This window comes from Rhizobium deserti, assembly GCF_004358025.1.
In the GTDB taxonomy this organism is placed as follows: domain Bacteria; phylum Pseudomonadota; class Alphaproteobacteria; order Rhizobiales; family Rhizobiaceae; genus Neorhizobium; species Neorhizobium deserti.
This window is the reverse complement of the sequence record NZ_SMTL01000002.1, coordinates 1,068,981-1,091,833: the sequence shown is the minus strand read 5'-3', so window position 1 is coordinate 1,091,833 and position 22,853 is coordinate 1,068,981. Positions and strand designations below refer to the sequence as shown.

Annotated in this window: 21 protein-coding genes; 14 read left to right on the top strand and 7 right to left on the bottom strand. The window is 62.0% G+C overall.

Annotated elements, in window-relative coordinates; translation table 11 throughout:
* Positions 1 to 20 precede the first annotated feature (20 nt).
* Positions 21 to 317 (bottom strand): co-chaperone GroES, encoded by a 297-nt coding sequence (gene groES, locus E2F50_RS11785; protein WP_007752582.1) that lies wholly within the window; start codon positions 315 to 317, stop codon positions 21 to 23.
* 156 nt (positions 318 to 473) lie between these two features.
* Between groES and chrA the strand changes: the two genes are divergently transcribed.
* The 3 genes from chrA (at position 474) to E2F50_RS11770 (ending at position 3,760) form a co-directional block, all read left to right on the top strand.
* Positions 474 to 1,814, top strand: coding sequence for a chromate efflux transporter (gene chrA / locus E2F50_RS11780; protein WP_245515368.1), 1,341 nt, complete (start codon positions 474 to 476; stop codon positions 1,812 to 1,814).
* 97 nt (positions 1,815 to 1,911) lie between these two features.
* Positions 1,912 to 2,760 carry a TIGR01459 family HAD-type hydrolase gene (locus E2F50_RS11775; RefSeq protein ID WP_133316293.1) on the top strand — a complete coding sequence of 283 codons (849 nt, stop codon included), beginning with the start codon at positions 1,912 to 1,914 and terminating at the stop codon, positions 2,758 to 2,760.
* Positions 2,761 to 2,779: 19 nt separating this feature from the next.
* A complete protein-coding gene (locus tag E2F50_RS11770; protein ID WP_133316292.1) occupies positions 2,780 to 3,760 on the top strand; it encodes a bifunctional riboflavin kinase/FAD synthetase in 981 nt (326 codons plus the stop codon).
* Between the two features lie 3 nt (positions 3,761 to 3,763).
* Here the strand turns inward: E2F50_RS11770 and E2F50_RS11765 are convergent, their stop codons facing one another.
* Together E2F50_RS11765 and E2F50_RS11760 are read right to left on the bottom strand one after the other, a co-directional pair.
* On the bottom strand, positions 3,764 to 4,198 hold the full coding sequence (locus E2F50_RS11765) for an RES family NAD+ phosphorylase (RefSeq protein ID WP_133316291.1): 435 nt from the start codon (positions 4,196 to 4,198) through the stop codon (positions 3,764 to 3,766).
* Positions 4,199 to 4,200: 2 nt separating this feature from the next.
* Complete coding sequence (locus tag E2F50_RS11760; RefSeq protein WP_133316290.1) at positions 4,201 to 4,599, bottom strand: antitoxin Xre/MbcA/ParS toxin-binding domain-containing protein; 399 nt, start codon at positions 4,597 to 4,599, stop codon at positions 4,201 to 4,203.
* 299 nt (positions 4,600 to 4,898) lie between these two features.
* Here E2F50_RS11760 and ileS point away from each other — a divergent pair, with 299 nt between their 5' ends.
* The gene (gene ileS, locus E2F50_RS11755; RefSeq protein WP_133316289.1) at positions 4,899 to 7,886 is read left to right on the top strand and encodes an isoleucine--tRNA ligase; all 2,988 of its coding nucleotides are present in this window, start codon (positions 4,899 to 4,901) and stop codon (positions 7,884 to 7,886) included.
* A 133-nt stretch (positions 7,887 to 8,019) separates the two neighbouring features.
* The gene (locus tag E2F50_RS11750) at positions 8,020 to 8,658 is read left to right on the top strand and encodes a hypothetical protein (protein ID WP_133316288.1); all 639 of its coding nucleotides are present in this window, start codon (positions 8,020 to 8,022) and stop codon (positions 8,656 to 8,658) included.
* Positions 8,659 to 8,661: 3 nt separating this feature from the next.
* Here E2F50_RS11750 and E2F50_RS11745 read toward each other — a convergent pair whose 3' ends face one another.
* Positions 8,662 to 9,120, bottom strand: a complete 459-nt coding sequence (locus tag E2F50_RS11745; protein WP_133316287.1) for a nucleoside deaminase — start codon at positions 9,118 to 9,120, stop codon at positions 8,662 to 8,664.
* 149 nt (positions 9,121 to 9,269) lie between these two features.
* On the opposite strand from E2F50_RS11745, the gene E2F50_RS11740 reads away from it, so the two are divergent.
* The 3 genes from E2F50_RS11740 to E2F50_RS11730 are packed head-to-tail and all read left to right on the top strand — an operon-like array spanning position 9,270 to position 12,854.
* Positions 9,270 to 11,387 (top strand): pseudouridine synthase, encoded by a 2,118-nt coding sequence (locus tag E2F50_RS11740; protein ID WP_133316286.1) that lies wholly within the window; start codon positions 9,270 to 9,272, stop codon positions 11,385 to 11,387.
* 6 nt (positions 11,388 to 11,393) lie between these two features.
* Positions 11,394 to 11,954 carry a 16S rRNA (guanine(966)-N(2))-methyltransferase RsmD gene (rsmD, locus tag E2F50_RS11735; RefSeq protein ID WP_133316285.1) on the top strand — a complete coding sequence of 187 codons (561 nt, stop codon included), beginning with the start codon at positions 11,394 to 11,396 and terminating at the stop codon, positions 11,952 to 11,954.
* Positions 11,955 to 11,975: 21 nt separating this feature from the next.
* Positions 11,976 to 12,854: a patatin-like phospholipase family protein gene (locus E2F50_RS11730; protein ID WP_133316284.1), complete on the top strand. Its 879-nt coding sequence runs from the start codon at positions 11,976 to 11,978 to the stop codon at positions 12,852 to 12,854.
* On the opposite strand, the gene E2F50_RS11725 is transcribed toward E2F50_RS11730, so the two are convergent.
* The gene (locus tag E2F50_RS11725; RefSeq protein ID WP_133316283.1) at positions 12,833 to 14,659 is read right to left on the bottom strand and encodes a monovalent cation:proton antiporter-2 (CPA2) family protein; all 1,827 of its coding nucleotides are present in this window, start codon (positions 14,657 to 14,659) and stop codon (positions 12,833 to 12,835) included. The two genes, E2F50_RS11730 and E2F50_RS11725, sit on opposite strands and share 22 nt — an antisense overlap.
* Positions 14,660 to 14,769: 110 nt before the next feature.
* Between E2F50_RS11725 and E2F50_RS11720 the strand changes: the two genes are divergently transcribed.
* From E2F50_RS11720 to lpxK, 6 genes are all read left to right on the top strand, one after another.
* Complete coding sequence (locus E2F50_RS11720) at positions 14,770 to 16,116, top strand: TldD/PmbA family protein (RefSeq protein WP_133316282.1); 1,347 nt, start codon at positions 14,770 to 14,772, stop codon at positions 16,114 to 16,116.
* 3 nt (positions 16,117 to 16,119) lie between these two features.
* Positions 16,120 to 16,926 carry a 3'(2'),5'-bisphosphate nucleotidase CysQ gene (locus E2F50_RS11715; protein ID WP_133316281.1) on the top strand — a complete coding sequence of 269 codons (807 nt, stop codon included), beginning with the start codon at positions 16,120 to 16,122 and terminating at the stop codon, positions 16,924 to 16,926.
* 60 nt (positions 16,927 to 16,986) lie between these two features.
* On the top strand, positions 16,987 to 17,229 hold the full coding sequence (locus E2F50_RS11710) for a DUF4170 domain-containing protein (RefSeq protein ID WP_133316280.1): 243 nt from the start codon (positions 16,987 to 16,989) through the stop codon (positions 17,227 to 17,229).
* A 160-nt stretch (positions 17,230 to 17,389) separates the two neighbouring features.
* Positions 17,390 to 18,715, top strand: a complete 1,326-nt coding sequence (gene waaA, locus E2F50_RS11705; protein WP_133316279.1) for a lipid IV(A) 3-deoxy-D-manno-octulosonic acid transferase — start codon at positions 17,390 to 17,392, stop codon at positions 18,713 to 18,715.
* A complete protein-coding gene (locus tag E2F50_RS11700) occupies positions 18,715 to 19,440 on the top strand; it encodes an HAD family hydrolase (RefSeq protein WP_133316278.1) in 726 nt (241 codons plus the stop codon). Before waaA ends, E2F50_RS11700 begins: the two co-directional genes overlap by 1 nt.
* An 80-nt stretch (positions 19,441 to 19,520) precedes the next feature.
* Positions 19,521 to 20,567, top strand: coding sequence for a tetraacyldisaccharide 4'-kinase (lpxK, locus tag E2F50_RS11695; RefSeq protein ID WP_133316277.1), 1,047 nt, complete (start codon positions 19,521 to 19,523; stop codon positions 20,565 to 20,567).
* A 12-nt stretch (positions 20,568 to 20,579) separates the two neighbouring features.
* On the opposite strand, the gene E2F50_RS11690 is transcribed toward lpxK, so the two are convergent.
* Positions 20,580 to 20,816, bottom strand: a complete 237-nt coding sequence (locus E2F50_RS11690; protein ID WP_133316276.1) for a DUF2093 domain-containing protein — start codon at positions 20,814 to 20,816, stop codon at positions 20,580 to 20,582.
* A 65-nt stretch (positions 20,817 to 20,881) separates the two neighbouring features.
* Positions 20,882 to 22,684 carry a DNA mismatch repair endonuclease MutL gene (mutL, locus tag E2F50_RS11685; protein WP_133316275.1) on the bottom strand — a complete coding sequence of 601 codons (1,803 nt, stop codon included), beginning with the start codon at positions 22,682 to 22,684 and terminating at the stop codon, positions 20,882 to 20,884.
* Positions 22,685 to 22,853 lie beyond the last annotated feature (169 nt).

Here is a 22,853-nt window from a genome sequence, read left to right as displayed (position 1 = left end):
GGAACGAGCAGACGGCTAGATCAGCCGATAATGCCCATGATGTCGGATTCCTTCATGATCAGAAGGTCTTCGCCATCAAGCTTGACTTCAGTGCCGGACCACTTGCCGAACAGAACGCGGTCGCCAGCCTTGACGTCGAGAGCAGTGATATTGCCCTTGTCGTCACGGGTGCCGGTGCCGACGGCGACGATTTCGCCTTCCTGGGGCTTTTCCTTGGCGGTATCGGGAATGATGATGCCACCCTTGGTCTTGGCTTCAGACTCGACGCGGCGAACAACGACGCGGTCGTGCAGGGGGCGGAAATTGGTGCTTGCCATTGTCTAATCCCTCGATCAAATGACATGAACGGATACGAGATCCGTGAGACTTGCTGTTAGCACTCTCCCTCGGGGAGTGCTAACGAGGCCGAGATAAGGGTGCCGGCTCGCAGAGTCAAGAACGCTGGAAAAATTTTCGAGACGCTTCTCATGCCGATGCCTGGTTCATCTGAAGCTGCGGATGCTCCGCCTTCGCCCACACTTGGTGAACTGAGCCGTGTGTTCGGCCGGATCGGCCTGCTAAGCTTTGGCGGCCCCGCCGGCCAAATCGGCATGTTGCATCGGGTCGTGGTGGAAGAAAGGCACTGGCTTTCCGAAGAGCGGTTTTTGCACGCCCTGAACTATTGCATGCTCCTGCCGGGGCCCGAGGCCCAGCAGCTTGCCACCTATATCGGCTGGCTCATGCATGGTGTCCGCGGCGGCATCATCGCCGGTCTTCTCTTTGTGCTGCCGGGACTGGCCGTCATCATCGGGCTGTCGTCGGCCTATGCACTCTACCAGGACACGACCTGGCTCGCCGGCCTCTTCTTCGGCCTCAAGGCGGCCGTGCTCGCCATCGTCGTGGAAGCGGTGATCCGGCTTGGGCGCAAGACGCTGAAAAGCCGGTTCCTCGTCGCTGTTGCAGCCCTGGCCTTCGTCGCGCTTTTCGTTTTCAGCCTGCCATTTCCCTGGGTCGTGCTTCTGGCGGCGTTGACGGGTATTTTCCACACGCGCAGCCGGGGCAGCCAAACCCAATTCGAAGCGGCGCCCGCCGACCTCGAGAAGAAGCCGCCTGTGCTGGGCTCCGCCTTGACACTGCTGTTCTGGATATGCGTCTGGCAGGCACCGATTGCCGTTCTTTGGATCGCTTCAGGTCCGCAAAGCCTGATGGCAATGTTCACCTTCTTCTCGAAAATGGCGCTGGTGACCTTTGGCGGTGCCTATGCGGTGCTTGCCTACGTAGCGCAGGTCGCTGTGGAGGATTATGCCTGGCTGAAACCGGGAGAAATGTTGGATGGTTTGGCGCTGGCCGAAACGACGCCCGGGCCACTGGTGCTGGTCCTGTCGTTCATCGGCTTCCTGGTCGGCTTTCGCGAGGCGGCCGGGCTTGGCCCGCTCGCCGGCGGCGTTGTTGGCGCGGTTCTGGTGGCCTGGGCGACCTTCGTGCCGAGCTTCATTTGGATTTTCGCCGGCGCCCCGTTTATCGAGCGCCTGCGCGGTAATCGAGTGTTTTCATCCGCCTTGTCTGCCATCACGGCGGCGGTGGTCGGCGTCATCCTCAATCTGTCGATCTGGTTTAGTCTGCATGTGCTTTTCCGCGATGTGCGGCAGGTGGCGATCTGGCCGGCGCTCGGCCTCGATCTCTCCTGGCCCATATGGGGAAGCCTCGATCCTCTGGCCGTCCTGCTGTTTCTGCTGTCAGCCATCCTCCTGTTTCGGATGAGGGTCGGCATGATCACCGTATTGGGTGTCTGTGCCGTCACGGGTCTCGCCCTCAGATGGGCCGGTCTTGCATGACACGAGGATGAAATCGCTGCCGCTTACGCAAATCTCCTTGCCATGAGATGCGTGCTTTGCGACATCAGCGCCATCAAAACCAGGTGGACAGGCAAGCATGGCAAAGCGCATCGGCAATCTGATCGAAGTGATCGGCGACTACGACGTCGTTCTTTCGGACGCCTGGGGCGTCGTTCATAACGGCGTCGAGGTGTTCCAGCATTCCTGTGCTGCTCTGGCTGCTGCCCGCAATGCCGGTGCAACCGTTGTCCTGATCACCAATTCGCCGCGCCCGGCGCCGGGCGTCATCGAGCAGATGAAAGCACTCGGCGTACCGGACGGGACCTACGACCGGATCGTCACCTCCGGCGATGTCACCCGCAAGCTGATCGCCGAAGGGCCGAACATGGTATTTCTGCTTGGGCCGGAACGCGACATGCCCCTCTTCGACGGCCTGGATGTCCAGGTAGTCGGCGCCGAAAAGGCGGACGCCATCGTTTGCACCGGCTTCTTCGACGACGAAAAGGAAGTGCCGGAAGATTACACGGAGATGCTGAAGGCCTTCGTTGCCCGTGGCGTGCCCTTCATCTGCGCCAATCCGGACCTGGTGGTCGAGCGCGGCCACAAGATTATTCCTTGCGCCGGCGCGGTCGCCGCCTATTACGAACAGCTCGGCGGCAAGACCCGCATTGCCGGCAAGCCCCATAAGCCGATCTATGAGGCAGCACTTGCGGCAGCCCGCGAACAACGCGGCGAATTCCAAAAAGATCAGGTCCTGGCAATCGGCGATGGCATGCCGACCGATGTGCGAGGCGCGCTTTCGCAAGGGCTTGACCTACTTTATATCAGCGACGGCATCCATGTGGCGGAATATGCCGTCAATGGTCAGACGGACGAGGCGATCTTGAAAGCCTGGCTTGCGCAGGAGAATGCGGCGCCCAAATACTGGATGCCGCGCCTGGCTTGATGGCAGTTGGAATTCAGTGATGACGGTATTCCACCGCAACGAGAAGAAAGAGCCGCTGCCTGAGGCGCTGCAGGGCGGCGTGGTGGCGATCGGCAATTTCGACGGCGTGCATCGTGGCCATCGCAGCGTTCTCGAGCGGGCCCTGGCGGTGGCTTCGGAGCGACAGGTGCCGGCCCTGGTTCTGACCTTCGAGCCGCATCCGCGCAGTATCTTCCGTCCTGATGAGCCGGTCTTCCGGCTGACGCCTGCGCCGCTGAAAGCACGGCTGCTCGAAGCCATGGGCTTCCTTTGCGTCATCGAATATCCGTTTGATGCCGATTTCGCCTCCCGGTCGGCGGAAGAATTCATCCAGACCATCCTCGTTGACTGGTTGTCTGCCAGCGCTGTCGTCACCGGTTTCGATTTCCATTTCGGCAAGGGCAGGGAAGGCGGCCCGGCTTTTCTCATGGCCTCCGGTGAAAGGCACGGCTTCACCGTGTCGCTGATGGACGCCTTCCGGGACGAGAATGCCGAAGTCATCTCTTCGAGCCGGATCAGATCGCTCCTGGCTGGAGGCGATGTCGCGGAAGCTGCCGGGCTTCTGGGGTATCGCTATACGGTCGAGGCGGAGGTGATCGGCGGCGAAAAGCTCGGACGGCAGCTCGGCTATCCAACTGCCAATATGCGGCTTCCTGCGGAAACCGAGCTGAAGGCCGGCATCTATGCGGTGCGCTTCCGCCGTCCGGACGGAAGCCTCCACGACGGCGTCGCCAGTTACGGACGCCGCCCGACCGTGACCGAAAACGGCGCGCCGCTTCTGGAAACCTACCTGTTCGATTTTTCCGGCAGTCTTTATGGCGAAACTTGTTCCGTTTCGTTCTTCGGCCATCTGCGCGACGAGTTGAAATTCGACGGCCTCGATCCCCTGGTCGCCCAGATGAAGCGGGACGAGGAGGAAGCGCGGGCGCTTCTGTCCGGCGTCACGCCTCTGGGCGAAGTGGATCAGAATATTGCGTTTTGAGGATTAGCGGAGCAGGCGGCTGTCGAAGGGATAGCGCGCAACGTTTTCGATCACCAGCCGCGTAGCATCTGCATGTTGCGGGTTGATCAGAACATTGGCGGCTTCGGGAAGAATGATCGAAGGTACTTTGAGAAGGCAGGACGACCGGCTCTCCAGCCAGTTGCTTCCCTTCTGCCGAGTAAGATCGATGTTATCGAGATTGGCAGCGTCGATCTCCACCGTTTCGAGCGCAATGTCATCAGGCACTTGGATTTTCAACAGCTGGAATTGCAAAGGCAGCTCATCCACATCCAAGTGGACTAGGATCTCAAGAAGAGCAGTCGAGGGATGGTCACAGCAGTAGACAATGGCAAAGCCCTGTCTGTGCCATCGACCGGGCGCGATCAGTCCACCTTTCCCGGCAAGATCGGCGTAGTTCGAAATACGCCACAGGATCATGGCTAGACGTAAATCCCGTGGTCGATCTGATGCAGGGCTTGTTCGACAAGGACGGCGCCGCTTTCCGCTTCCAACAGGTCGATCGGTACGATGCCCTGCATGCCGCGATTGGGTTTGCGCAGCCACTTCTGGGCTCGGCCAATATCTCCAAAGACACGCTCGGCCAATTTCATGACCCTCGCTACACGCAGGGCGCCGTCATTTTCGCCGATCGTCAACGGTTCGCCGTTGGCGATACGCCGGGCAAGCGTGCGGCGAGGAGCAACGAAACGGTGCAGCTCTTCCACTGAGAAGCCAAGCTTCGTCAGCTCCAGAACCGTTGTTCCATTATAGCTGTGAATCTGCCCGTGCGAGGCGACTTCAAGGCGTTGGCGAATGGGCATGTTGGCAGACGTGCGCATCGGAATCTCCTTTGTGCCGTATGCCCTCAAATATATGCGCAAGTGGCACCAGAATCAAATCCAGTTTTGAGCGGCCTGCTAATTGGGAATCCCCTTCCTTTCCAGCGTAAAAACCCTTAAAGAACCGCCACCATGAGAAAATTTCGGCTGGCCCAGATCATACGAATTATCGGCCCGGCCTTCCGCGCTGCTTGAAAGTAAGCGGGAGGGTCCGGGTTTCCGCGCGATAATCACGCGCTTTCCGCCAGCCGATTTCATCGACATGCGCCATCGAACGGCGCCAGAGACGATTGCCCCACATGACCGATACCGACCAGAAGCTCGACTACTCGAAGACCCTCTATCTGCCCGAGACGGATTTCCCCATGCGCGCCGGCCTGCCGCAGAAGGAGCCGGAACTGGTTGCCCGCTGGCGTGAGATGGACCTCTACAAGAAGCTCCGCGCCTCCGCCGCCGGCCGCGAAAAATTCGTGCTGCATGATGGCCCGCCCTATGCCAACGGCAACATCCATATCGGCCACGCGCTCAACAAAATCCTCAAGGACGTCATCACCCGCTCCTTCCAGATGCGCGGCTATGACTCGAACTATGTTCCGGGCTGGGATTGCCATGGCCTGCCGATCGAGTGGAAGATCGAGGAAGAAAATTATCGCGCCAAGGGCAAAGCCAAGCCTGACTTGAAGCAGCCGGACGCGATGATCGAATTCCGCAAGGAATGCCGCGCCTATGCGGAAAAGTGGATCAAGATCCAGGGCGACGAGTTCAAGCGCCTCGGCATCGTCGGCGATTTCGACAATCCTTACCTCACGATGAACTTCCATGCCGAAAGCCGCATCGCTGGCGAACTGTTGAAGATCGCCATGAGCGGCCAGCTTTATCGCGGCTCGAAGCCGATCATGTGGTCGGTGGTCGAGCGCACGGCGCTGGCGGAAGCCGAGGTCGAGTATCACGACTACGAGAGCGACACGATCTGGGTACCCTTCCCCGTCGTCCGCAAGGATGCGCCCGGCGCCCGCCTGGAATCCGGCGCGGCCTACCGCGATGCCATCGTCCGACAGAATGCCGATGAGACGGGCACGCTGGGCGAGCTTCAGGGCGCCTCCATCGTCATCTGGACCACGACGCCCTGGACCATCCCAGGCAACCGCGCCATCGCCTATTCGCCGAAGGTCGCCTACGGACTTTACAAAGTGACGGCGGCTGAGAACGATTTCGGTCCGAAGCCGGGCACCAAGCTCATCTTTGCCGATGCTTTGGCGGATGAAGCCTTTAAGAAGGCCAAGCTGGAATATATACGTCTTCAGGATGTTTCCGCCGACGATCTTGCCGAAATCACCTGCGGCCATCCTCTGCGCGATCTCGGTTATGACTTTCCCGTCCCGCTTCTCGCCGGCGACCATGTCACCGACGATGCCGGTACTGGTTTCGTGCACACTGCCCCCAGCCACGGCCGCGAGGACTTTGACGCCTGGACGTCGATGGTCCGCGAGCTGGAAGCGCGCGGCATCGACACGCGGATCCCTTTCCCGGTCGATGATGCCGGCTTCTACACCGCCGATGCGCCGGGCTTCGAGGGCGGCCGCGTGATGGATGACAATGGCAAAAAAGGCGATGCCAATGACCGCGTCATCAAGGCGCTGATCGAGCGCAATATGCTGTTTGCCCGCGGCCGGCTGAAGCATCAATACCCGCATTCCTGGCGCTCCAAGAAGCCGATCATCTTCCGCAACACGCCGCAATGGTTCGTCTACATGGACAAGGACCTAGCCGACGGCAGTACGCTGCGGACTCGCGCCCTGAAAGCGATCGACGATACGCGCTTTGTTCCGGCTGCCGGCCAGAACCGCCTGCGCGCCATGATCGAGCAGCGCCCTGACTGGGTCCTGTCGCGCCAACGTGCCTGGGGCGTGCCGATCTGCGTATTTGCCGACGAACAGGGTAATGTCCTGCAGGACGAGGCAGTCAACAAGCGCATCCTGGAAGCTTTTGACGCAGAAGGCGCCGACGCCTGGTTTGCCGAAGGCGCACGCGAGCGGTTCCTCGGGGGGCGCTCCAACGAGCCCTGGACCCAGGTCATGGACATTCTTGACGTTTGGTTCGATTCAGGGTCGACCCACACATTTACGCTGGAAGATCGTCCCGACCTGAAATGGCCGGCCGACGTTTATCTTGAAGGATCAGATCAGCATCGCGGCTGGTTCCATTCCTCGCTGCTGGAATCGGCCGCCACCCGCGGCCGCGCACCCTATGACACGGTCGTCACCCATGGCTTCACCATGGATGAAAAGGGCCAGAAGATGTCCAAGTCGCTCGGCAATGTCGTAGCGCCTCAGGATGTCATGAAGGATGCCGGCGCCGACATTCTGCGCCTCTGGGTGATGACCACGGATTACTGGGAAGACCAGCGGCTCGGCAAGACGATCATTCAGACCAATGTCGATGCCTATCGCAAGCTCAGGAATACGATCCGCTGGATGCTTGGCACGCTCGCCCATGACGAGGGCGAGGAAATCGCCTATGCCAATCTGCCGGAGCTCGAAAAGCTCATGCTGCATCGTCTCACCGAGATCGATAAGATCGTGCGCGAAGGTTATGACGCTTTCGAGTTCAAGAAGATCGCCCGCGCGCTGATCGATTTCGCCAATATCGAACTGTCGGCCTTCTACTTCGACATCCGCAAGGATGCGCTTTATTGTGATGCCCCGTCGTCGCTTCGCCGCCGTTCGGCGCTGGCGGTGATCCGCAAGATCTTCGACTGCATGGTTCTTTGGCTTGCGCCCATGCTGCCCTTCACAACGGAAGAAGCCTGGCTGTCGCGTCAGCCCGACGCGGTCTCGGTGCATCTGGAGCAGTTCCCGGCCATCCCTGCGGACTGGCGCAATGACGCGCTCGATGAAAAATGGGTGAAGATCCGCAAGGTTCGTTCGGTTGTCACCGGCGCGCTCGAAATCGAGCGCAAGGACAAACGGATCGGCTCCTCTCTCGAGGCGGCTCCGACTGTCTATATCGCTGATGCCGAATTGATGAAGGTGCTGGAAGGCCAGGATTTCGAGGAAACCTGCATCACTTCCCACATCTCCGTAATCTCCGGCGTGGGACCGGATGGCGCGTTCCGCCTCCCGGAGGTGGCAGGCGTCGCCGTCGAGCCGAAGCTCGCCGAAGGTGTCAAATGTGCAAGGTCCTGGCGGGTCACCAAGGATGTTGGGTCGGATCCCGCCTATCCGGACGTCTCGGCACGCGATGCCGCGGCGCTTCGGGAGCTCGCTGCTCTTGGACGTCTGGCCTGAACCAAGCTTAGCTGATCATTGCGCTTTTGCGCATGATCCGGTATTTCTGCCTGAAATCGGCCGGATTTTTCCGGCAGGGGGTTGTAAAGTATATCTCGCAGGCGCCGGGACGGGCGCTGCTGGAAGGGTTTAGATGAAAACGACATCTGCGTTTCGTGTCGCAATCGGCGCGGCAGGCATCCTGGCCGCGACATTGACCCTTTCCGGGTGCATGGGTAGCCCAACCTATGGCACGGACAAGACTGCCATGGAGCATCTTGTCGACGACTTGGGATCTTCTGTCGCGATCGCCCCCAAGAACCAGGACGCCAAACGCAACCTCAAATACAATCCGCGGCCTTCGCTGGTGGTCGCCACCAAGCAGCAGGGCGCCGAACTGCCGCCGCCGCAGGCTTCTCTGGCCAATCGGGAGAACAATGCGAATTGGGTCGAGTCACCGGAAGAAACGCGCGCGCGGCTGCGTGAAGAGGCGGACGAGAACCAGGGCAATGCAGGTTACCGCTCGCCGCTGCTGACCGGCAAGGGCCAAGCCGGGCAGCTGACCGAGAGCCAGAAATGGGAAGCCTTCCGCAAGGCCAAGGCCGATGCGGAAAACGTCGATATCGCCGGTACGCCGCGTCGCTCGCTGGCCGAGCCGCCGACCCAGTATCGCCAGGCGGATGCTGCCGTGCTTGCGGATGTCGGCGAGCCCGAAAGCCAGAAGGAAAAGCGGCGCAAGAAGGAAGCCGCCGCTGCCGGCAAGAATTCAAGCTGGTGGCAGCCCTTCCAGTAAGCGCTAGTCGTCTTGGCGCTTTGACCTGAAGAAGGTGGTGAGCAGGCTTGCTGCCGCTGTTTCGCCCAGCCCGGAGTAGACCTCCGGAGCATGATGGCAGGTCGGCTGGGCAAAGAAGCGTACGCCGTTGTCGACAGCCCCTCCCTTGGGATCTTCTGCGCCGTAGTAAAGCCGCCTTATCCGCGCAAATGAGATCGCCGCAGCGCACATGGTGCAGGGTTCCAGCGTCACGTAAAGATCGGCACCAAGCAGGCGCTCCTGGCCGAGGCTTTGAGATGCATTGCGAATGACGGCTATTTCCGCATGCGCCGTCACGTCATTGGCAAGCCGGGTGCGGTTTCCCGAGCGGGCAATGATCTTGCCGTCCAGCACCAGAACGGCACCCACCGGAACCTCCCCGATCCTCGCCGCTTCCGTCGCTTCGGCAAGTGCTGCTGCCATGAAACTTTCGCTATTAGCCATTCCCGGCGATTTCCTCTTAACCCGGATCGCGCGAACTGGTAGGAAGCATCCAACTGGACGTCCGGTTACCGGGCGCGAATCCGTCTCAGTCAACACGAACAAGAATGTCCGGATCATTCCGTAGACATCTGGCTTCAGGCAAACAACAAATGAATTCCAAAGACAAGCCGAAGCGCGGCGAGGCCAAGACCTTCGTTCGCGAAACCAAACCCAGAGCCGCTGCCAAGTCCGGAGCCGCCGGCAAGACAGGATTTTCCGCCAAGTCCGGCCTCGGCCCGAGAAAGGGCGCGGAAGCCAGGGGCGCCGGCGAAAAGGCCGGCAAGCCCGAGCGCAAGCTGCCTCCGTCACCCGCGACCATGGAAGCCGAAGGCAAGCCTGAGCGTATTTCCAAGATCCTCGCGCGCGTCGGCGTGGCTTCGCGCCGCGACATCGAGCGGATGATCATGGAAGGCCGTGTCAACCTGAACGGCAAGGTGCTTGACACGCCGGTGGTCAATGTCACCATGGCCGACAAGATCGAAGTGGACGGCCTGCCGATCCGCGGCATTGAGCGGACGCGCCTGTGGCTCTACCACAAGCGGGCCGGTCTGGTGACCACCAATTCCGATCCGGAAGGCCGCCCGACCGTGTTCGACAACCTGCCGGAAGGGCTTCCGCGGGTGCTGTCGATCGGCCGACTGGACATCAATACCGAAGGCCTGCTGCTGCTCACCAATGATGGCGGCCTGTCTCGCGTTCTCGAATTGCCGACCACCGGATGGCTGCGGCGCTACCGCGTTCGCGCCCATGGCGAGGTCAAGCAGGAAGATCTGGACAAGCTGAAGGATGGCATGGCGGTCGACGGCGTGCTCTACGGCTCGATCGAAGCGACGCTCGACCGCAGCCAGGGCCACAATGTGTGGATCACCATGGGCCTGCGGGAAGGCAAGAACCGCGAGATCAAGAACGTGCTCGGCGCGCTCGGCCTGGAGGTCAACCGGCTGATCCGCATCTCCTACGGCCCGTTCCAGCTCGGCGACCTGCCTGAAGGCGAAGTGGTCGAAGTCCGTGGCCGCACCTTGCGGGACCAACTCGGTCCCCGCCTGATCGACGAAGCCAAGGCCAATTTCGACGCGCCGATCTACAATGACAGCGATGCCGAGGACGAAAAGCCTGTCCGCGCCGAGCGCTCCGCCTGGTCCGAAAAGCCGCAGAAGAGCGAGCGCCCGCGGGCCGACAAACCCGAAGACCGGCGCGAAAAGGCGCTCGGCCGCCTCGACACCAAGCCGGGCGCCCGCAAGACTGCCAAAAAACCTCGCGGCAGCAAGCCTTTCCCCAGCAAGCCTTTCGGCAGCCGGGATCAGGAAGCCGACGATCGTCCGAAGAAGCGGCCGCCCATGGGCACCAGCCGCACCGCCAATGTCTGGATGGCGCCGGGAGCACGGCCGACCACCGATGACAGGGCAGGCAAGTCTTCGGCGCGAGCCGAAGCCGAAAGGCTGTTCGACAAGCCGAAGCCCGTCAACGATCGCCCTGTTGTCGTCAAGCGCGCCGATGACGATGCTGACTGGATCCGTGCCGATTCGCCGCCCGAGCCGGAACGTGGTGATTTCGGCCGCAAGCGTTCTTCCGGTGATCGTCCGGATCGCGGCGAGCGCTCTTTCGGCGACAAGCCGCGCGGTGATCGCAAGCCCCGAGAAGATGGCGACCGTCCGGCAAGGTCCGTCGACAAGCCCCGAGGTGAACGCTCCTTCGGAGACAAGCCTCGCGGTGACCGTCCGTTCGGCGACCGTCCCGCCCGTCCGCGTAGCGACAGGCCTTTCGGAGATCGTCCATCCCGCGGCGATCGTCCCTTCGCCGATAAGCCGCGTGGCGAACGTTCGTTTGGCGACAAGCCACGTGGCGACCGCCCAATCAGTGACAGGAAGCCACGCGAGGAGGGCGATCGCCCTGCACGGTCCTATTCTGCCGGCGACAGCCGTTCGGAACGGCCGCGTGGGGAGCGTGCATTTGGCGACCGTCCGCCCCGCACCGACCGGCCTACAGGTGACCGGCCTGCAGGTGACAGGCCCCGCAGTGCTCGCCCCGCTGGTGACCGTCCGTTCGGTGACAAGCCGCGCGGCGCAAGGCCTGCTGGCAAATCCTTCGGCGGCAAGCCTGCCGGTGGGCAGCCTTCCGGAGGACGCGGCAAGCCGGGTGGTGGCAAGCCGGGCGGTGGCAGGCCTAGTGGAACTGGCCGTCCGGGCGGCGCAAGGAGCGGCGGCAAGCCGCGCGCACCGAGAGGGTAAGCGGTCTTGCGTATTGTCGGTGGTGAGTTTCGCGGCCGCGCCTTGGCCACGCCTAAAACCAGTGTGATCCGGCCGACCATCGACCGGACGCGGGAAAGCCTGTTCAACATTATAGGTCACGTTTATCCCCAAGCGCTGGACGGAACGCGGGTCCTCGATCTTTTCGCCGGCACCGGCGCTGTCGGTCTGGAGGCCGTGTCGCGCGGGTGCCGTCAGGCGCTCTTCGTCGAAAACGGCGTCGAAGGCCGCGCTCTTCTCTGGGAAAATATCGATGCGCTTGGCCTGCACGGACGCGCCAGGATCCTGCGGCGGGACGCTACCTCGCTTGGCGATCCGGGCACGATCGAGCCCTTTCATTTCGTTTTCGCCGATCCGCCCTATGGCCAGGGACTCGGCGAAAAAGCCATTCGCGCGGCGCATACGGGTGGATGGATCGTGGCCGACGCTCTGGTCGTTCTGGAGGAGCGGGCAGATGTCACGGTTTCGCTGGATGTGGCCTTCAAGCTTTTGGAATCCCGGAATTTCGGCGACACGCGGATCGATTTCTTCCGCTACCAGCCGCTTTGAGCGAGATGAAGGAGGAAACGGATGAGCACGAGGCTTGCGCTTTCCGACCTTGAAATCCCCAAGCGCAGCGGCGGGCCGACTTTTGCTATCGCTTTCGGCGGCGGCGGCGCGAGAGGAATTTCCCACATCCACGCCATCGAGGCGCTGGATGAGCTCGGCATCCGCCCGGTTGCCATTTCCGGCTCATCGATCGGCGCCATCATGGGCGCCGGCATGGCGTCCGGCATGAGCGGCAAGGAAATTGCCGAATACACCGTTGAGACGGTGGGCAGTCGGGGCAAGCTGTTCAACCGGCTGTTGAGCCTCGGGTCTGCCACGATGCGCGACAAGCTCGGCGGCTTCCGCTTCGGTCATTTCAACCTTGAACTCATCATCGATGCCTTCCTGCCGCCGCAGGTGCCGCGTGAGTTCGAGGATCTTGTCGTCCCGTTGAAGATCTCTGCGACCGACTATTACGGCCAGGCGGAGGTCGTGCTGGAAAGCGGCGAACTGCGCACGGCTATAGCGGCCTCGGCGGCAATTCCCGGTCTTTTCATGCCGGTCTGGGTCAATGGCCGGATCATGATCGACGGCGGCGTCTTCAATCCTGTGCCTTACGAGCACCTGATGGATCTGGCCGATATCGTCATCGGCATCGATGTGGTCGGCGCGCCGGAAGGAGACGGAACGCATCCTCCGAACCGCATCGACAGTGTCTTCGGCGCCAGCCAGCTGACCATGCAGGCAAGCATTGCCCTGAAGCTGAAGCTCCACCCGCCGCATATCTTCCTGCGGCCAAGCGTAAACCGCTTCGGAGTGCTGGATTTCCTGAAAGCGCGAGAAATCCTTCAGGAATCCGAGACCGTCAAGGACGAGCTGAAGCGCGCCATCGAGGCGCTTCACACGGCGGTGGACGCCTGATCCGCCTCGGCTCGCAATGACTCCGGCGCCATATCCTCGATGATCACCGGTCGCTTCGGCTTGATCAGCGGTTCCGGCCGGACCGGGCTGTTGAAGAGTTTTTCGCGACCGGCGCCAAGGCCCTGGACGGCCTGGATCTGCAAGCGCTCCTCGTCACGCTGCCGGATATCCTCGCCGATCTCATAGGCCGCGTTCTCGCTCATGCCGAGCGATTCTAGCGTCCGCCGCCCGAACAGAAGCCCCGATTCCAGCGTCTCGCGCAGTTCATAATCGACGGACTTGTTGCGAAGTGCCAAAGAGTGGATGCGGTCGTAGGAGCGCACGAATAGGCGGACGGAGGGGAATTCCGAGTTGATCAGATCAACGATGCGGTCGGTCGTATCCCGTTTTTGCGTGCATACCGCGACGATCTTGGCGCGTTCGATCCCAGACGCAATGAGCACGTCGCGCCGCGTTCCGTCGCCGAAATAGATCCGGAAGCCGAAATTGGCAGCCTGCCGAATACGATCAGGAGAATCGTCGATCACCGTCACCGAACTGCCGCCGGCAAGCAGGATCTGCGCAGCGATCTGGCCGAAACGGGAGAAGCCGATCATCAGCACGTCGGCCCCGGCGCCGTCGAAATCCTCTTCCAGCTCCTCGCGCTTTTCTCCGTGCAGCAGGCGTTTTGAAAGCGCAGCGCCCAAAGGCGTCAAGGCCATGGAAAGCGTAACGGCAGCGATCAAAAGCGAAGCGGTTGCAGACGAAAGCAGGCCCGCCGCCGTAGCGGTGGTGAAGAGCACGAAGCCGAATTCTCCGCCCTGCGGCAGCAGGAAGGCGATCCGAACCGCATCATTGTGCGGTGACCCCCATACGCGGCAAAGCACGTAAAGAACTGCCGTCTTGACGATCATGAATGCCAGAACGGCGGGCACGATGAAGAGCAGGTTGTCGGCAATCGCCTCGACGTCCAGCGAAAGGCCGACGGCTACGAAGAAGAGCGCCAGCAGCAGGCCGCGGAAAGGCTCGATATCCGCCTCAAGCTCATGGCGGTAGGATGACTCGGCGAGCATCACGCCGGCCAGGAACGAGCCCATGGCCATGGACAGACCGACCGCCTGCATGGCGGCGGCGGATCCGAGCACGACAAGAAGTGCCGCGGCGATCATGACTTCCCGTGCGCCGGTGCGGGCAATGATCTGGAACATCGGCGTCAGCAGATAGCGACCAGCGACGATCATCGCCCCGACGGCGGCAATGGCAATGCCGAAATCCATGAGCGGCGTGGCCGCGGCCTCTTTGGTGCCGGGAGCCAGAATGGTGATGAGGGCCAGAAGCGGCACGATCGCCAGGTCCTGGAAGAGCAGCACTGAAAAGGACCGCTGACCATAGCGGCTGTTGATCTCGCCGGCGTCGTTTAGGATCTGAAGGGCAAAGGCGGTGGAGGAAAGCGCCAGGCCGAAGCCGATCATCAGACTGCCGCGCCAGTCCGACATCGCGGCCGCATAAGCAAGGCCGCTCAGTGCCGCGCCGCTGACGACGACCTGCATCGGGCCGAGCCCGAACACATCGCCGCGCATCTGCCACAGGCGCGAGGGCTTGAGCTCCAGTCCGATGATGAAAAGCAGGAAGACGACGCCGAATTCGGCAACATGCAGTACTTCCTCCGTATCGCTGACCTGCTGCAGCACGGGTCCGATAATCACGCCGGCGGCAAGATATCCAAGCACTGTGCCGAGGCCGAGTTTGCGGAACAATGGGGCGGCGACCACTGCGCCTGCCAGCAGCAGGAGCAGTTCGGCGAAAAGGGAGTTCTGGTCAATCATGCCAGTAGTTTCGGATGCCGGGTGATGGGGGTCAACCCGGAATCGCAGAGCTGCCCTTGATGCTTAGGCCTGTGCACAATAAATGGAAGGGGAATGAAAGGCTTGCAAATATGACTTCCGAAATTGATTCTGCGTCGCTCCTTGCTCGTGCCGGCGAGCTCATCGATCTGGCCAAGGCCGCAGGCGCCGATCAGGCGGATGCCGTCGTCGTGCGCTCCCGTTCGCGCTCGGTCAGCGTCCGGCTCGGCAAAGTCGAAGGTACGGAAGCTTCCGAAAGCGATGACTTTGCCTTGCGCGTCTTCATCGGCCAGAAGGTTGCAAGTGTCTCGGCCAATCCGGGCTTCGACATGAAGACCTTGGCCGAGCGCGCGGTTGCCATGGCCAGGGTTTCTCCCGAAGATCCTTTCGCCTGCCTTGCGAATGAACAGGATCTCACCCGGAACTATCCGGATCTCGATCTGTTCGACGCCACCGAAGTGCCGACCAATGCGCTTCGTGAGGCCGCGCTTGAAATGGAACAGGCGGCGCTGGATGTTTCCGGCGTCACGAATTCATCCGGCGCCGGTACGTCCGCCGGCTTTGGCGGGCTGGTGCTCGTCACGTCGCACGGCTTTTCCGGCAGCTATGTCGCAAGCCGGTTCGGTCGTTCAGTCAGCGTCATTGCCGGCGAAGGCACGAAGATGGAGCGAGACTACGATTTCGACAGCCGCCTTTTTGCGGCCGATCTCGACGATCCGAAACTGATCGGCCGGCGCGCCGGGGAGCGGGTGGTGAAGCGGATCAACCCACGCCAGGTGGATACGGGCAGCAATGTCACCGTCGTCTTCGATCCCCGCATCGCCCGCGGCTTCGTCGGCCATATTGCCGGCGCCATCAATGGTGCCTCCGTGGCCCGCAAGACGAGCTTCCTGCGCGACCGGATGGGCCAGCAGGTGCTCAAAGCTGGGCTGCACATCACCGATGACCCGCTGATCGTGCGCGGCTCCTCCTCCCGGCCCTTCGACGGCGAAGGGGTTGCCGGCGAGCGTCTGGTGATGATCGAGGACGGTGTGCTAAAGCATTGGTTCCTGTCCACCTCCACCGGCCGCGAACTCGGGCTCGGAACCAACGGCCGTGGTGTTCGCGGCGGCAATTCGGTGACCCCGTCTTCCACCAATCTGGCGCTGGAGCCGGGCGATGTTTCGCCGGAAGAGCTGATCCGCTCGGTCGGCAACGGCTTCTATGTGACCGAACTGATCGGCCAGGGCGTCAACATGCTGACGGGCGAATACAGCCGCGGCGCCACCGGCTTCTGGATCGAAAACGGCGAGCTGGCCTATCCCGTGTCCGAGGTGACGATCGCGTCCAATCTCAAGGACATGTTTATGCGCATCACGCCCGCAAACGACATTGACCGGAAATATGGCGTGGCCTCGCCGACGATTGCCATCGAGGGCATGACGCTGGCGGGATGCTGATTGATGGCGGGCGCGGTGAGCGATCAATGGCAGGACGATCTCGACCTGATCTTGGATGCTGCCCGCCAGGCTGGCGAAATCGCCTATGGCTTCTTCGGCCAATCACCGGAAGTGTGGTGGAAGAATGAGGGAAGCTCGCCCGTCAGCGCTGCGGATTTCGCGGCCAATGACCGGCTGCAGTCCGTGCTCTTGAAGGCCCGGCCAAACTATGGCTGGCTGTCGGAGGAAACCGATGACGACGCAGCCAGGCTGTCCTGCCAGACCGTCTTCGTCATCGACCCGATCGATGGAACGCGTGCCTTCATCAACGGCGAAAAGACCTGGTGCGTGTCCGTCGCGGTTGTCGACCGCGGCCGGCCGGTGGCCGGTGTACTGGTTGCGCCGGCGCTGGATGAGGAGTTTTCCGCCGTTGCCGGCGGTCAGGCTTTCAAGAACGGCCAGTCGATCGTCGTCAACGCGGAGCAAGGCGGGCAACTGGTGTTGGCCGCAGACGAAAGCCTCGTCAAGAAGTTCGAGCCGGCTTTCCGGGAACGAGTGCACCGGGTTCGCCACGTGCCGTCGCTGGCCTACCGGCTGGCCATGGTCGCCGACGGCCGTATCGACGGCACAGTGGTCAAGCGCAATTCCCATGACTGGGATCTGGCGGCCGCCGACCTGATCCTGGAACGAGCCGGTGGACGCCTGACCGATCTGCGGCGCGAGCCGCTGGCCTACAACCGTGAAACGGTTAGTCATGACGTGCTGGTTGCCGGGGCGGACCACGCTGTCGCGAGCCTTCTGCCGCATCTGCTGGACCGCCCGCCGGGTTGACCTTTTCGGGATTATGCAGCAGAGGAGGGTCCCGGGAGGACGGAACGCGGGAATAAACAGATGACGGATACAAGCGAAAAGAAACAACTCCTCCACTTGGTTTTCGGCGGCGAGCTGGAAAGCCTGGACGGTGTCCAGTTCAAGGACCTGTCAGGCCTCGACATCGTCGGCATTTTTCCGGACTATGCTTCGGCATTGGTGGCCTGGAGGTCAAAGGCCCAGCAGACGGTCGATAACGCTCAGATGCGCTATTTCATCGTCCACATGCACCGGCTGCTCGAGCCCGAAATGAAGTCCGTCTGATCCAAGCTTCGGCCGATTATCCACACCTATTTTCCGTCCCGGCTCCAAAAGGGCCGGGGACCCTTTTTTGACGCATTTGTGAAACAGTAAATTTCAGTTACGGATAGCGGTCGGAGGGCTCATATTTGACAGCGGCCATCATGGATCGGAGACATTGGCGATGAGTGGCGGGGTGGCACGCGTCGCTCTTGCGACCTATCGTCTGGCCGGCATCATGGCCTATCCGCTGGTTGGTCCTTATCTCGCTTATCGCGCCGTAAAGGGCAAGGAAGACGCGTCCCGCCGGCTGGAACGGCTCGGCTATGCAAGCTTGGCGCGGCCTCGTGGTCCGCTGGTCTGGGCTCATGCGGCAAGTGTCGGCGAAACCCTGGCGATCATGCCAATGATCCGCGAGCTGCGCCGCCGCGATATCCATGTCCTCTTGACCACGGGGACGGTGACATCGGCGGCCCTTGTACAGGCTCGCCTTGGGGAGGAGGTGATCCATCAATACGTGCCGCTCGATATCAAATTCCCGATCAAGCGTTTCATCGGCTATTGGCAGCCAGACGCCTGCATCACCGCGGAATCGGAAATTTGGCCGGCGACCGTCGCCGAGCTTGCGCGTCGCGGCATTCCTCAGATCCGCGTCAATGCCCGCATATCCGACCGTTCTTTCCAGCGCTGGAGCCGCCGCAAGGCCATTGCCGAGGCGCTTTTCGATAAGCTGGCCCTGGTGGTCGCTCAATCGGATCTCGATGCCGAGCGTTTCCGCGATCTCGGCGCCTGGCCGGTCATCGTATCCGGCAATCTGAAGACGGATACCGATCCACCGCCCTGCGACGCTGAGCTGCTGGTGCGATACAGCAATGAGATCGGCAGCCGCCAGACCTGGGCGGCCATCTCGACCTTCGAGGGCGAGGAGAAGGTCGCAGCAACCGTGCACCGGACCTTGAAGCCCAAGAACGGCCAGTTGACGATCATCGTGCCGCGCCATCCCGACCGCGCCGATGCTATCGAGGCCATGCTCAAGGAAGAGGGCTTGTCCGTCGCCCGGCGCTCGCGCAACGATCCTGTGACAGCGGAAACGGATGTCCTGCTCGGTGACACGATCGGCGAAATGGGTCTTTATCTGAGGCTGACGGAAGTGGCTTTCGTGGGGCGCTCCCTGACCAATGAAGGCGGCCAGAACCCGCTGGAGCCGGCCATGCTCGGATGCGCCGTGCTGTCAGGCCCGAACATCCAGAACTTCCGGGACGCCTATCAGCACCTTGCCCGCCGGGGTGCGGCGCGCGTCGTGCGCGATGTCGAAATGCTGGCCAAGGCCGTGCATTACCTGCTGATCAACGATCTGGCACGTCGGAAAATGGTCGAGGCTGGGCATGAAGCCATGGAAGACATGCGCGGCGCCCTTGGCAAGACGATCAAGGCGCTGGAGCCTTACGTCAACCCGCTGACGGTCAGTGCCAGGTTGCAGCCCAAGGCCGCAGCCGCGGTGGGCGGCTGATGACTGCAGATTGGCGGCAGATCGCCGGCATCCTGTTCGACAAGGACGGCACACTGCTTCGCTATGACGAGAGCTGGGGGCCCGTGAACCGGGAAGCGGCACGTGTCGCGGCGGCGGGGAATGAAAGTCTTGAGGCGCAACTGCTGTTTGCTGCTGGCATGGATCCCGTTTCCGGCCATACCCGACCCGACAGCCTGTTAGCTGCCGGCAATGCCGCCGAAATCGCTGCTGGCTTCGTGTCCGCAGGCTCGCCGTTGGGTGTTCTGGAACTGACGCAGCTGCTCGATGCGCTGTTCGTGCGGGCTACCGAATATGCAGTTCCGGTGACCGACCTTGGCGGCCTGTTCGGTCGCCTCAAGGCGCGCGGCTTCAAGCTGGGTGTCGCCTCCAGCGACAACGAGCAATCGATCCGTCAGACCGCGATGCGCTTTGGCTTCATCGATTATCTGGATTTTATCGCTGGTTATGACAGCGGCCATGGGGTCAAGCCGGGTCCGGGCATGCTCCTGGCATTCTGCCGTGCTGGCGGGCTCGATCCGTCGCACGTGGCAATGGTCGGAGACAATAATCACGACATGCATATGGGCCAGGCGGCAGGTGCCGGCTTGAAGGTGGCGGTGCTGACCGGAACCGGTTCGCGCGAAACCCTGGCGGCGGCCGCAGACCTTTGTCTGGACGACATCACGCTCCTTGAAGCTCTGCTGCCGCAAAAAGCCGAGATCTGACACCATCTCCACTTGTTTTTTCGTAAGAATAGCCATCTTGCTGCCCAGCCCGCCGGGCCTGAAAGATTAGGAAGTAGAGTATGGTTTCAGAGGCACCGCCGTTTTGGTGGATGAAGGCGGATTGGCGCGCTTGGGCGCTATCGCCGATCTCCTTTGTTTATGGGCGTGTCGCCGGGCGGCGGATGGCGCGAGGCCGGCGGGCTCATATACCGCTGCCGGTGATCTGCGTCGGAAACTTCACGGTAGGCGGGGCCGGCAAGACGCCGACCGCGATCGCGCTTGCCAAGGCTGCCAAGCAGCGCGGGCTGCGGCCGGGTTTCTTGAGCCGCGGTTATGGCGGCTCGCTGGACGTGACGACGCTGGTCGATCCGGACCATCATCGGGCCGAGGCTGTTGGCGACGAGGCTTTGCTACTGGCGCGCGAAGCCCCGACGGTCATTTCCCGCAAAAGGGTGGACGGCGCTCATCGTTTGATCGCTGAGGGGGCAGACCTCATCATCATGGACGACGGCTTCCAGAGCGCGAGGCTGGCACTCGATTTCTCGCTTGTGGTGATCGATACGGTGCGCGGCATCGGCAATGGTCATCTTGTGCCGGGCGGTCCGGTGAGGGCGCCGATCGCCGAGCAGATGCGCCAGCTTTCCGCCATCCTCAAAGTGGGTGACGGTGAGGCGGCCGATCGGCTGGTGCGCAAGGCGGCCCGGGCGGGAAAGCAGATCCATGTGGCGACGCTTCGCCCCCGCCAGCAGCAAACACTTTCCGGCAGCAGCGTGCTCGCCTTTACCGGCATTGCCGATCCGGAAAAGTTCTACCGCACCGTACACCAGGTTAGTGGCCTGATCGCTGTTCACCGGTCTTTTCCGGATCACCATTTCTTCAGCGAGGATGAAATCGTCAGTCTTCTGGAGGATGCCCGCAGCCAAGGGCTGACGCTGGTGACGACGGCAAAGGACGCCGTTCGCCTGGCTGGTCGTCACGGCCCGGCCGAGGACTTGCTGAAAAGCCTCAAGGTGGTGGAGGTCGATATGGTCTTCGACGATCATCAGGCGCCAGCCAAGATCATCGATGCTGCCTTCGCACACTTCCGGGAACGGCGCCTGAAAAGTACAAGCCCTTGCCGACCGTGACGGTCCGGCGCTTCAGGCGCGAACCTGCTGGTTCGGCAACATGCCGGCGCGCTTTTCTGCGTCGAGCGCCGTGGCGCAGTCCACATAGGGCTCCTGCCGGGCAACGCTCCAGTATTTCAGCTCGTCGACCGGGATCTGGGCACCCGTCATCGCGCATATGACATAGGAGCCGGCGCTCAGAATCTGGTAGTCGCCATCGAGATAGCGGATTTTCGCTTCGCGGAAGCCGCTTCCTTCGAACCGGTTCATCTTTCGTCTCCTGCGGAAGATCATAAGCATGCTCTAACGCGGCAGAAACCCGAAGGCCAGCGATTTCAGCTGCGTCCGAACAGCCGCTCAATATCGGAAAGCTTAAGCTCGATAAAGGTGGGCCGCCCGTGGTTGCAGGTCCCGGAGCCTGGGGTGGCCTCCATTTCACGCAGAAGCGCGTTCATTTCCTCGGGCCGCAGCCGGCGACCGGAGCGGACCGAGCCGTGACAGGCCATGGTGGCGGCGACATATTCGATCTTACCCCTCAGCCCACCGGCCGTGTTCCATTCCGAAACCTCGTCCGCAAGGTCGCGCACCAGCGCCGCCGCATCGACTTCACCCAGCATGGCAGGAGTCTCGCGCACGGCCACCGCACCCGGCCCGAAACGCTCCACCGCAAGCCCGAGCCGGTCGAGCTCCTGGGCATGCATCATCAGCCGGTCGCAATCTTCTTCCGGCAGGTCGACGATCTCCGGGATGAGCAGGACCTGGGAAGCGAGCCGCTTCTCGTCGAGCGCCTTGCGCATGGCTTCGAAGACCAGACGCTCATGGGCGGCATGCTGGTCGACAATGACAAGGCCGTCCTGCGTTTGCGCAACGATATAGTTTTCGTGCAATTGCGCCCGTGCTGCGCCCAGGGGATAGCGCGGCCCTTCCTCCGGGAACCGCGCTGTGGCGGGGGAACTGACGGCGTCTGCCCTTGCCGTGGGCATGGTCATCACCTCGAAATCCTGCTGCGGACGCTCGGCGAAAAAGGACGAGGCGGAAGCGTCGAGCGGCCGAGAAGGCGAGGCAGCGGCACTCCACGGCGCCTGCGGTGTGCCGGAAAAGCCCGGCCGAAACGCACGCATCATCCCCGATGTGCCGGTGGTCGAGCCGCGGTCTCCTTCGCGGTGGAGGGCCTGGCGGATAGCGCCGACGATCAGGCCGCGCACCAAACCAGGATCGCGGAAACGCACGTCCGCTTTGGCTGGATGCACGTTGACGTCCACCAGCGCCGGATCGAGCGTGATGGAAAGTACCGCCACGGGATATCGTCCAGACGGTATGCTTTCGGCATAAGCGCCGCGGATCGCCGAAAGGATCAGCTTGTCCTGCACCGGACGACCGTTGACGAAGGCATATTGGTGTGCCGAATTGCCCCGGTTGAAGGTCGGCAGGCCGACATGCCCCGCCAGCCCGACCTCCTCGCGCAGAGCCTCGATCTCGATCGCATTGTCGCGGAAGTCGGGGCCGAGGATCTGGGCCATGCGCACCAGCGGATCGTCGCCCGCGGCGGGGAATTCCAGGGTGGAACGGTCCGAGCCTGACAAAACGAAGCGCACTGCCGGAAAGGCGATCGCCATGCGTTTCACCACCTCGGTGATCGCTCCCGCTTCGGCCTTCTCGGTTTTGAGGAATTTCAGGCGTGCAGGCGTGGCGAAGAAGATGTCGCGCACTTCCACCACCGTGCCGGGATTGGCCGGGGCCGGGCGGACGCCGGAGGTCTTGCCACCGACAAGGGCGACTTGGGCGCCTTCCGTTTCTCCCTGCCGGCGGCTTGTGATCGTCAGCTTTGCAACCGATCCGATCGACGGCAGCGCTTCGCCACGGAAACCCAGGGTGCGGATATCGTCCAGCGTCTCGGAAATCTTGGATGTGCAATGCCTGCGGATTGCCAGGTCCAGGTCGCTCGCCGTCATGCCCGACCCGTTGTCGGTGATGCGGATCAGGCTCTTTCCGCCGCCGGCTGTCGCAATCTCGATCCGGCTGGCCCCTGCATCGATTGCGTTTTCGATGAGTTCCTTGGCGGCGCTGGCGGGTCTTTCGATGACTTCGCCGGCGGCGATCTGGTTGATGAGCGTTTCGGGCAATTGCTTGACTGACATGGCGTCATTCTCCCGGATTCGCGTCTCAATGGGAAGGCTGAGCTCCGATATGTCCCCGCGTTTTACGGGAAAGCTGCATTAATCGCGCCTTAAGATAAAGGCTCTAGTTTCGATTGCGTTAGATTTGGATGAACCAGGGGAAAACTTATTCCCCGCGAGTGATCGATGT

What these genes read in the sequence shown, in the direction of transcription:
- groES (WP_007752582.1), bottom strand. Translation starts at nt 317, where the DNA reads ATGGCAAGCACCAATTTCCGCCCCCTGCACGACCGCGTCGTTGTTCGC.
- chrA (WP_245515368.1), top strand. Translation starts at nt 474, where the DNA reads ATGCCTGGTTCATCTGAAGCTGCGGATGCTCCGCCTTCGCCCACACTT.
- E2F50_RS11775 (WP_133316293.1), top strand. Translation starts at nt 1,912, where the DNA reads ATGGCAAAGCGCATCGGCAATCTGATCGAAGTGATCGGCGACTACGAC.
- E2F50_RS11770 (WP_133316292.1), top strand. Translation starts at nt 2,780, where the DNA reads ATGACGGTATTCCACCGCAACGAGAAGAAAGAGCCGCTGCCTGAGGCG.
- E2F50_RS11765 (WP_133316291.1), bottom strand. Translation starts at nt 4,198, where the DNA reads ATGATCCTGTGGCGTATTTCGAACTACGCCGATCTTGCCGGGAAAGGT.
- E2F50_RS11760 (WP_133316290.1), bottom strand. Translation starts at nt 4,599, where the DNA reads ATGCGCACGTCTGCCAACATGCCCATTCGCCAACGCCTTGAAGTCGCC.
- ileS (WP_133316289.1), top strand. Translation starts at nt 4,899, where the DNA reads ATGACCGATACCGACCAGAAGCTCGACTACTCGAAGACCCTCTATCTG.
- E2F50_RS11750 (WP_133316288.1), top strand. Translation starts at nt 8,020, where the DNA reads ATGAAAACGACATCTGCGTTTCGTGTCGCAATCGGCGCGGCAGGCATC.
- E2F50_RS11745 (WP_133316287.1), bottom strand. Translation starts at nt 9,120, where the DNA reads ATGGCTAATAGCGAAAGTTTCATGGCAGCAGCACTTGCCGAAGCGACG.
- E2F50_RS11740 (WP_133316286.1), top strand. Translation starts at nt 9,270, where the DNA reads ATGAATTCCAAAGACAAGCCGAAGCGCGGCGAGGCCAAGACCTTCGTT.
- E2F50_RS11730 (WP_133316284.1), top strand. Translation starts at nt 11,976, where the DNA reads ATGAGCACGAGGCTTGCGCTTTCCGACCTTGAAATCCCCAAGCGCAGC.
- E2F50_RS11725 (WP_133316283.1), bottom strand. Translation starts at nt 14,659, where the DNA reads ATGATTGACCAGAACTCCCTTTTCGCCGAACTGCTCCTGCTGCTGGCA.
- E2F50_RS11720 (WP_133316282.1), top strand. Translation starts at nt 14,770, where the DNA reads ATGACTTCCGAAATTGATTCTGCGTCGCTCCTTGCTCGTGCCGGCGAG.
- E2F50_RS11715 (WP_133316281.1), top strand. Translation starts at nt 16,120, where the DNA reads ATGGCGGGCGCGGTGAGCGATCAATGGCAGGACGATCTCGACCTGATC.
- E2F50_RS11710 (WP_133316280.1), top strand. Translation starts at nt 16,987, where the DNA reads ATGACGGATACAAGCGAAAAGAAACAACTCCTCCACTTGGTTTTCGGC.
- waaA (WP_133316279.1), top strand. Translation starts at nt 17,390, where the DNA reads ATGAGTGGCGGGGTGGCACGCGTCGCTCTTGCGACCTATCGTCTGGCC.
- E2F50_RS11700 (WP_133316278.1), top strand. Translation starts at nt 18,715, where the DNA reads ATGACTGCAGATTGGCGGCAGATCGCCGGCATCCTGTTCGACAAGGAC.
- lpxK (WP_133316277.1), top strand. Translation starts at nt 19,521, where the DNA reads ATGGTTTCAGAGGCACCGCCGTTTTGGTGGATGAAGGCGGATTGGCGC.
- E2F50_RS11690 (WP_133316276.1), bottom strand. Translation starts at nt 20,816, where the DNA reads ATGAACCGGTTCGAAGGAAGCGGCTTCCGCGAAGCGAAAATCCGCTAT.
- mutL (WP_133316275.1), bottom strand. Translation starts at nt 22,684, where the DNA reads ATGTCAGTCAAGCAATTGCCCGAAACGCTCATCAACCAGATCGCCGCC.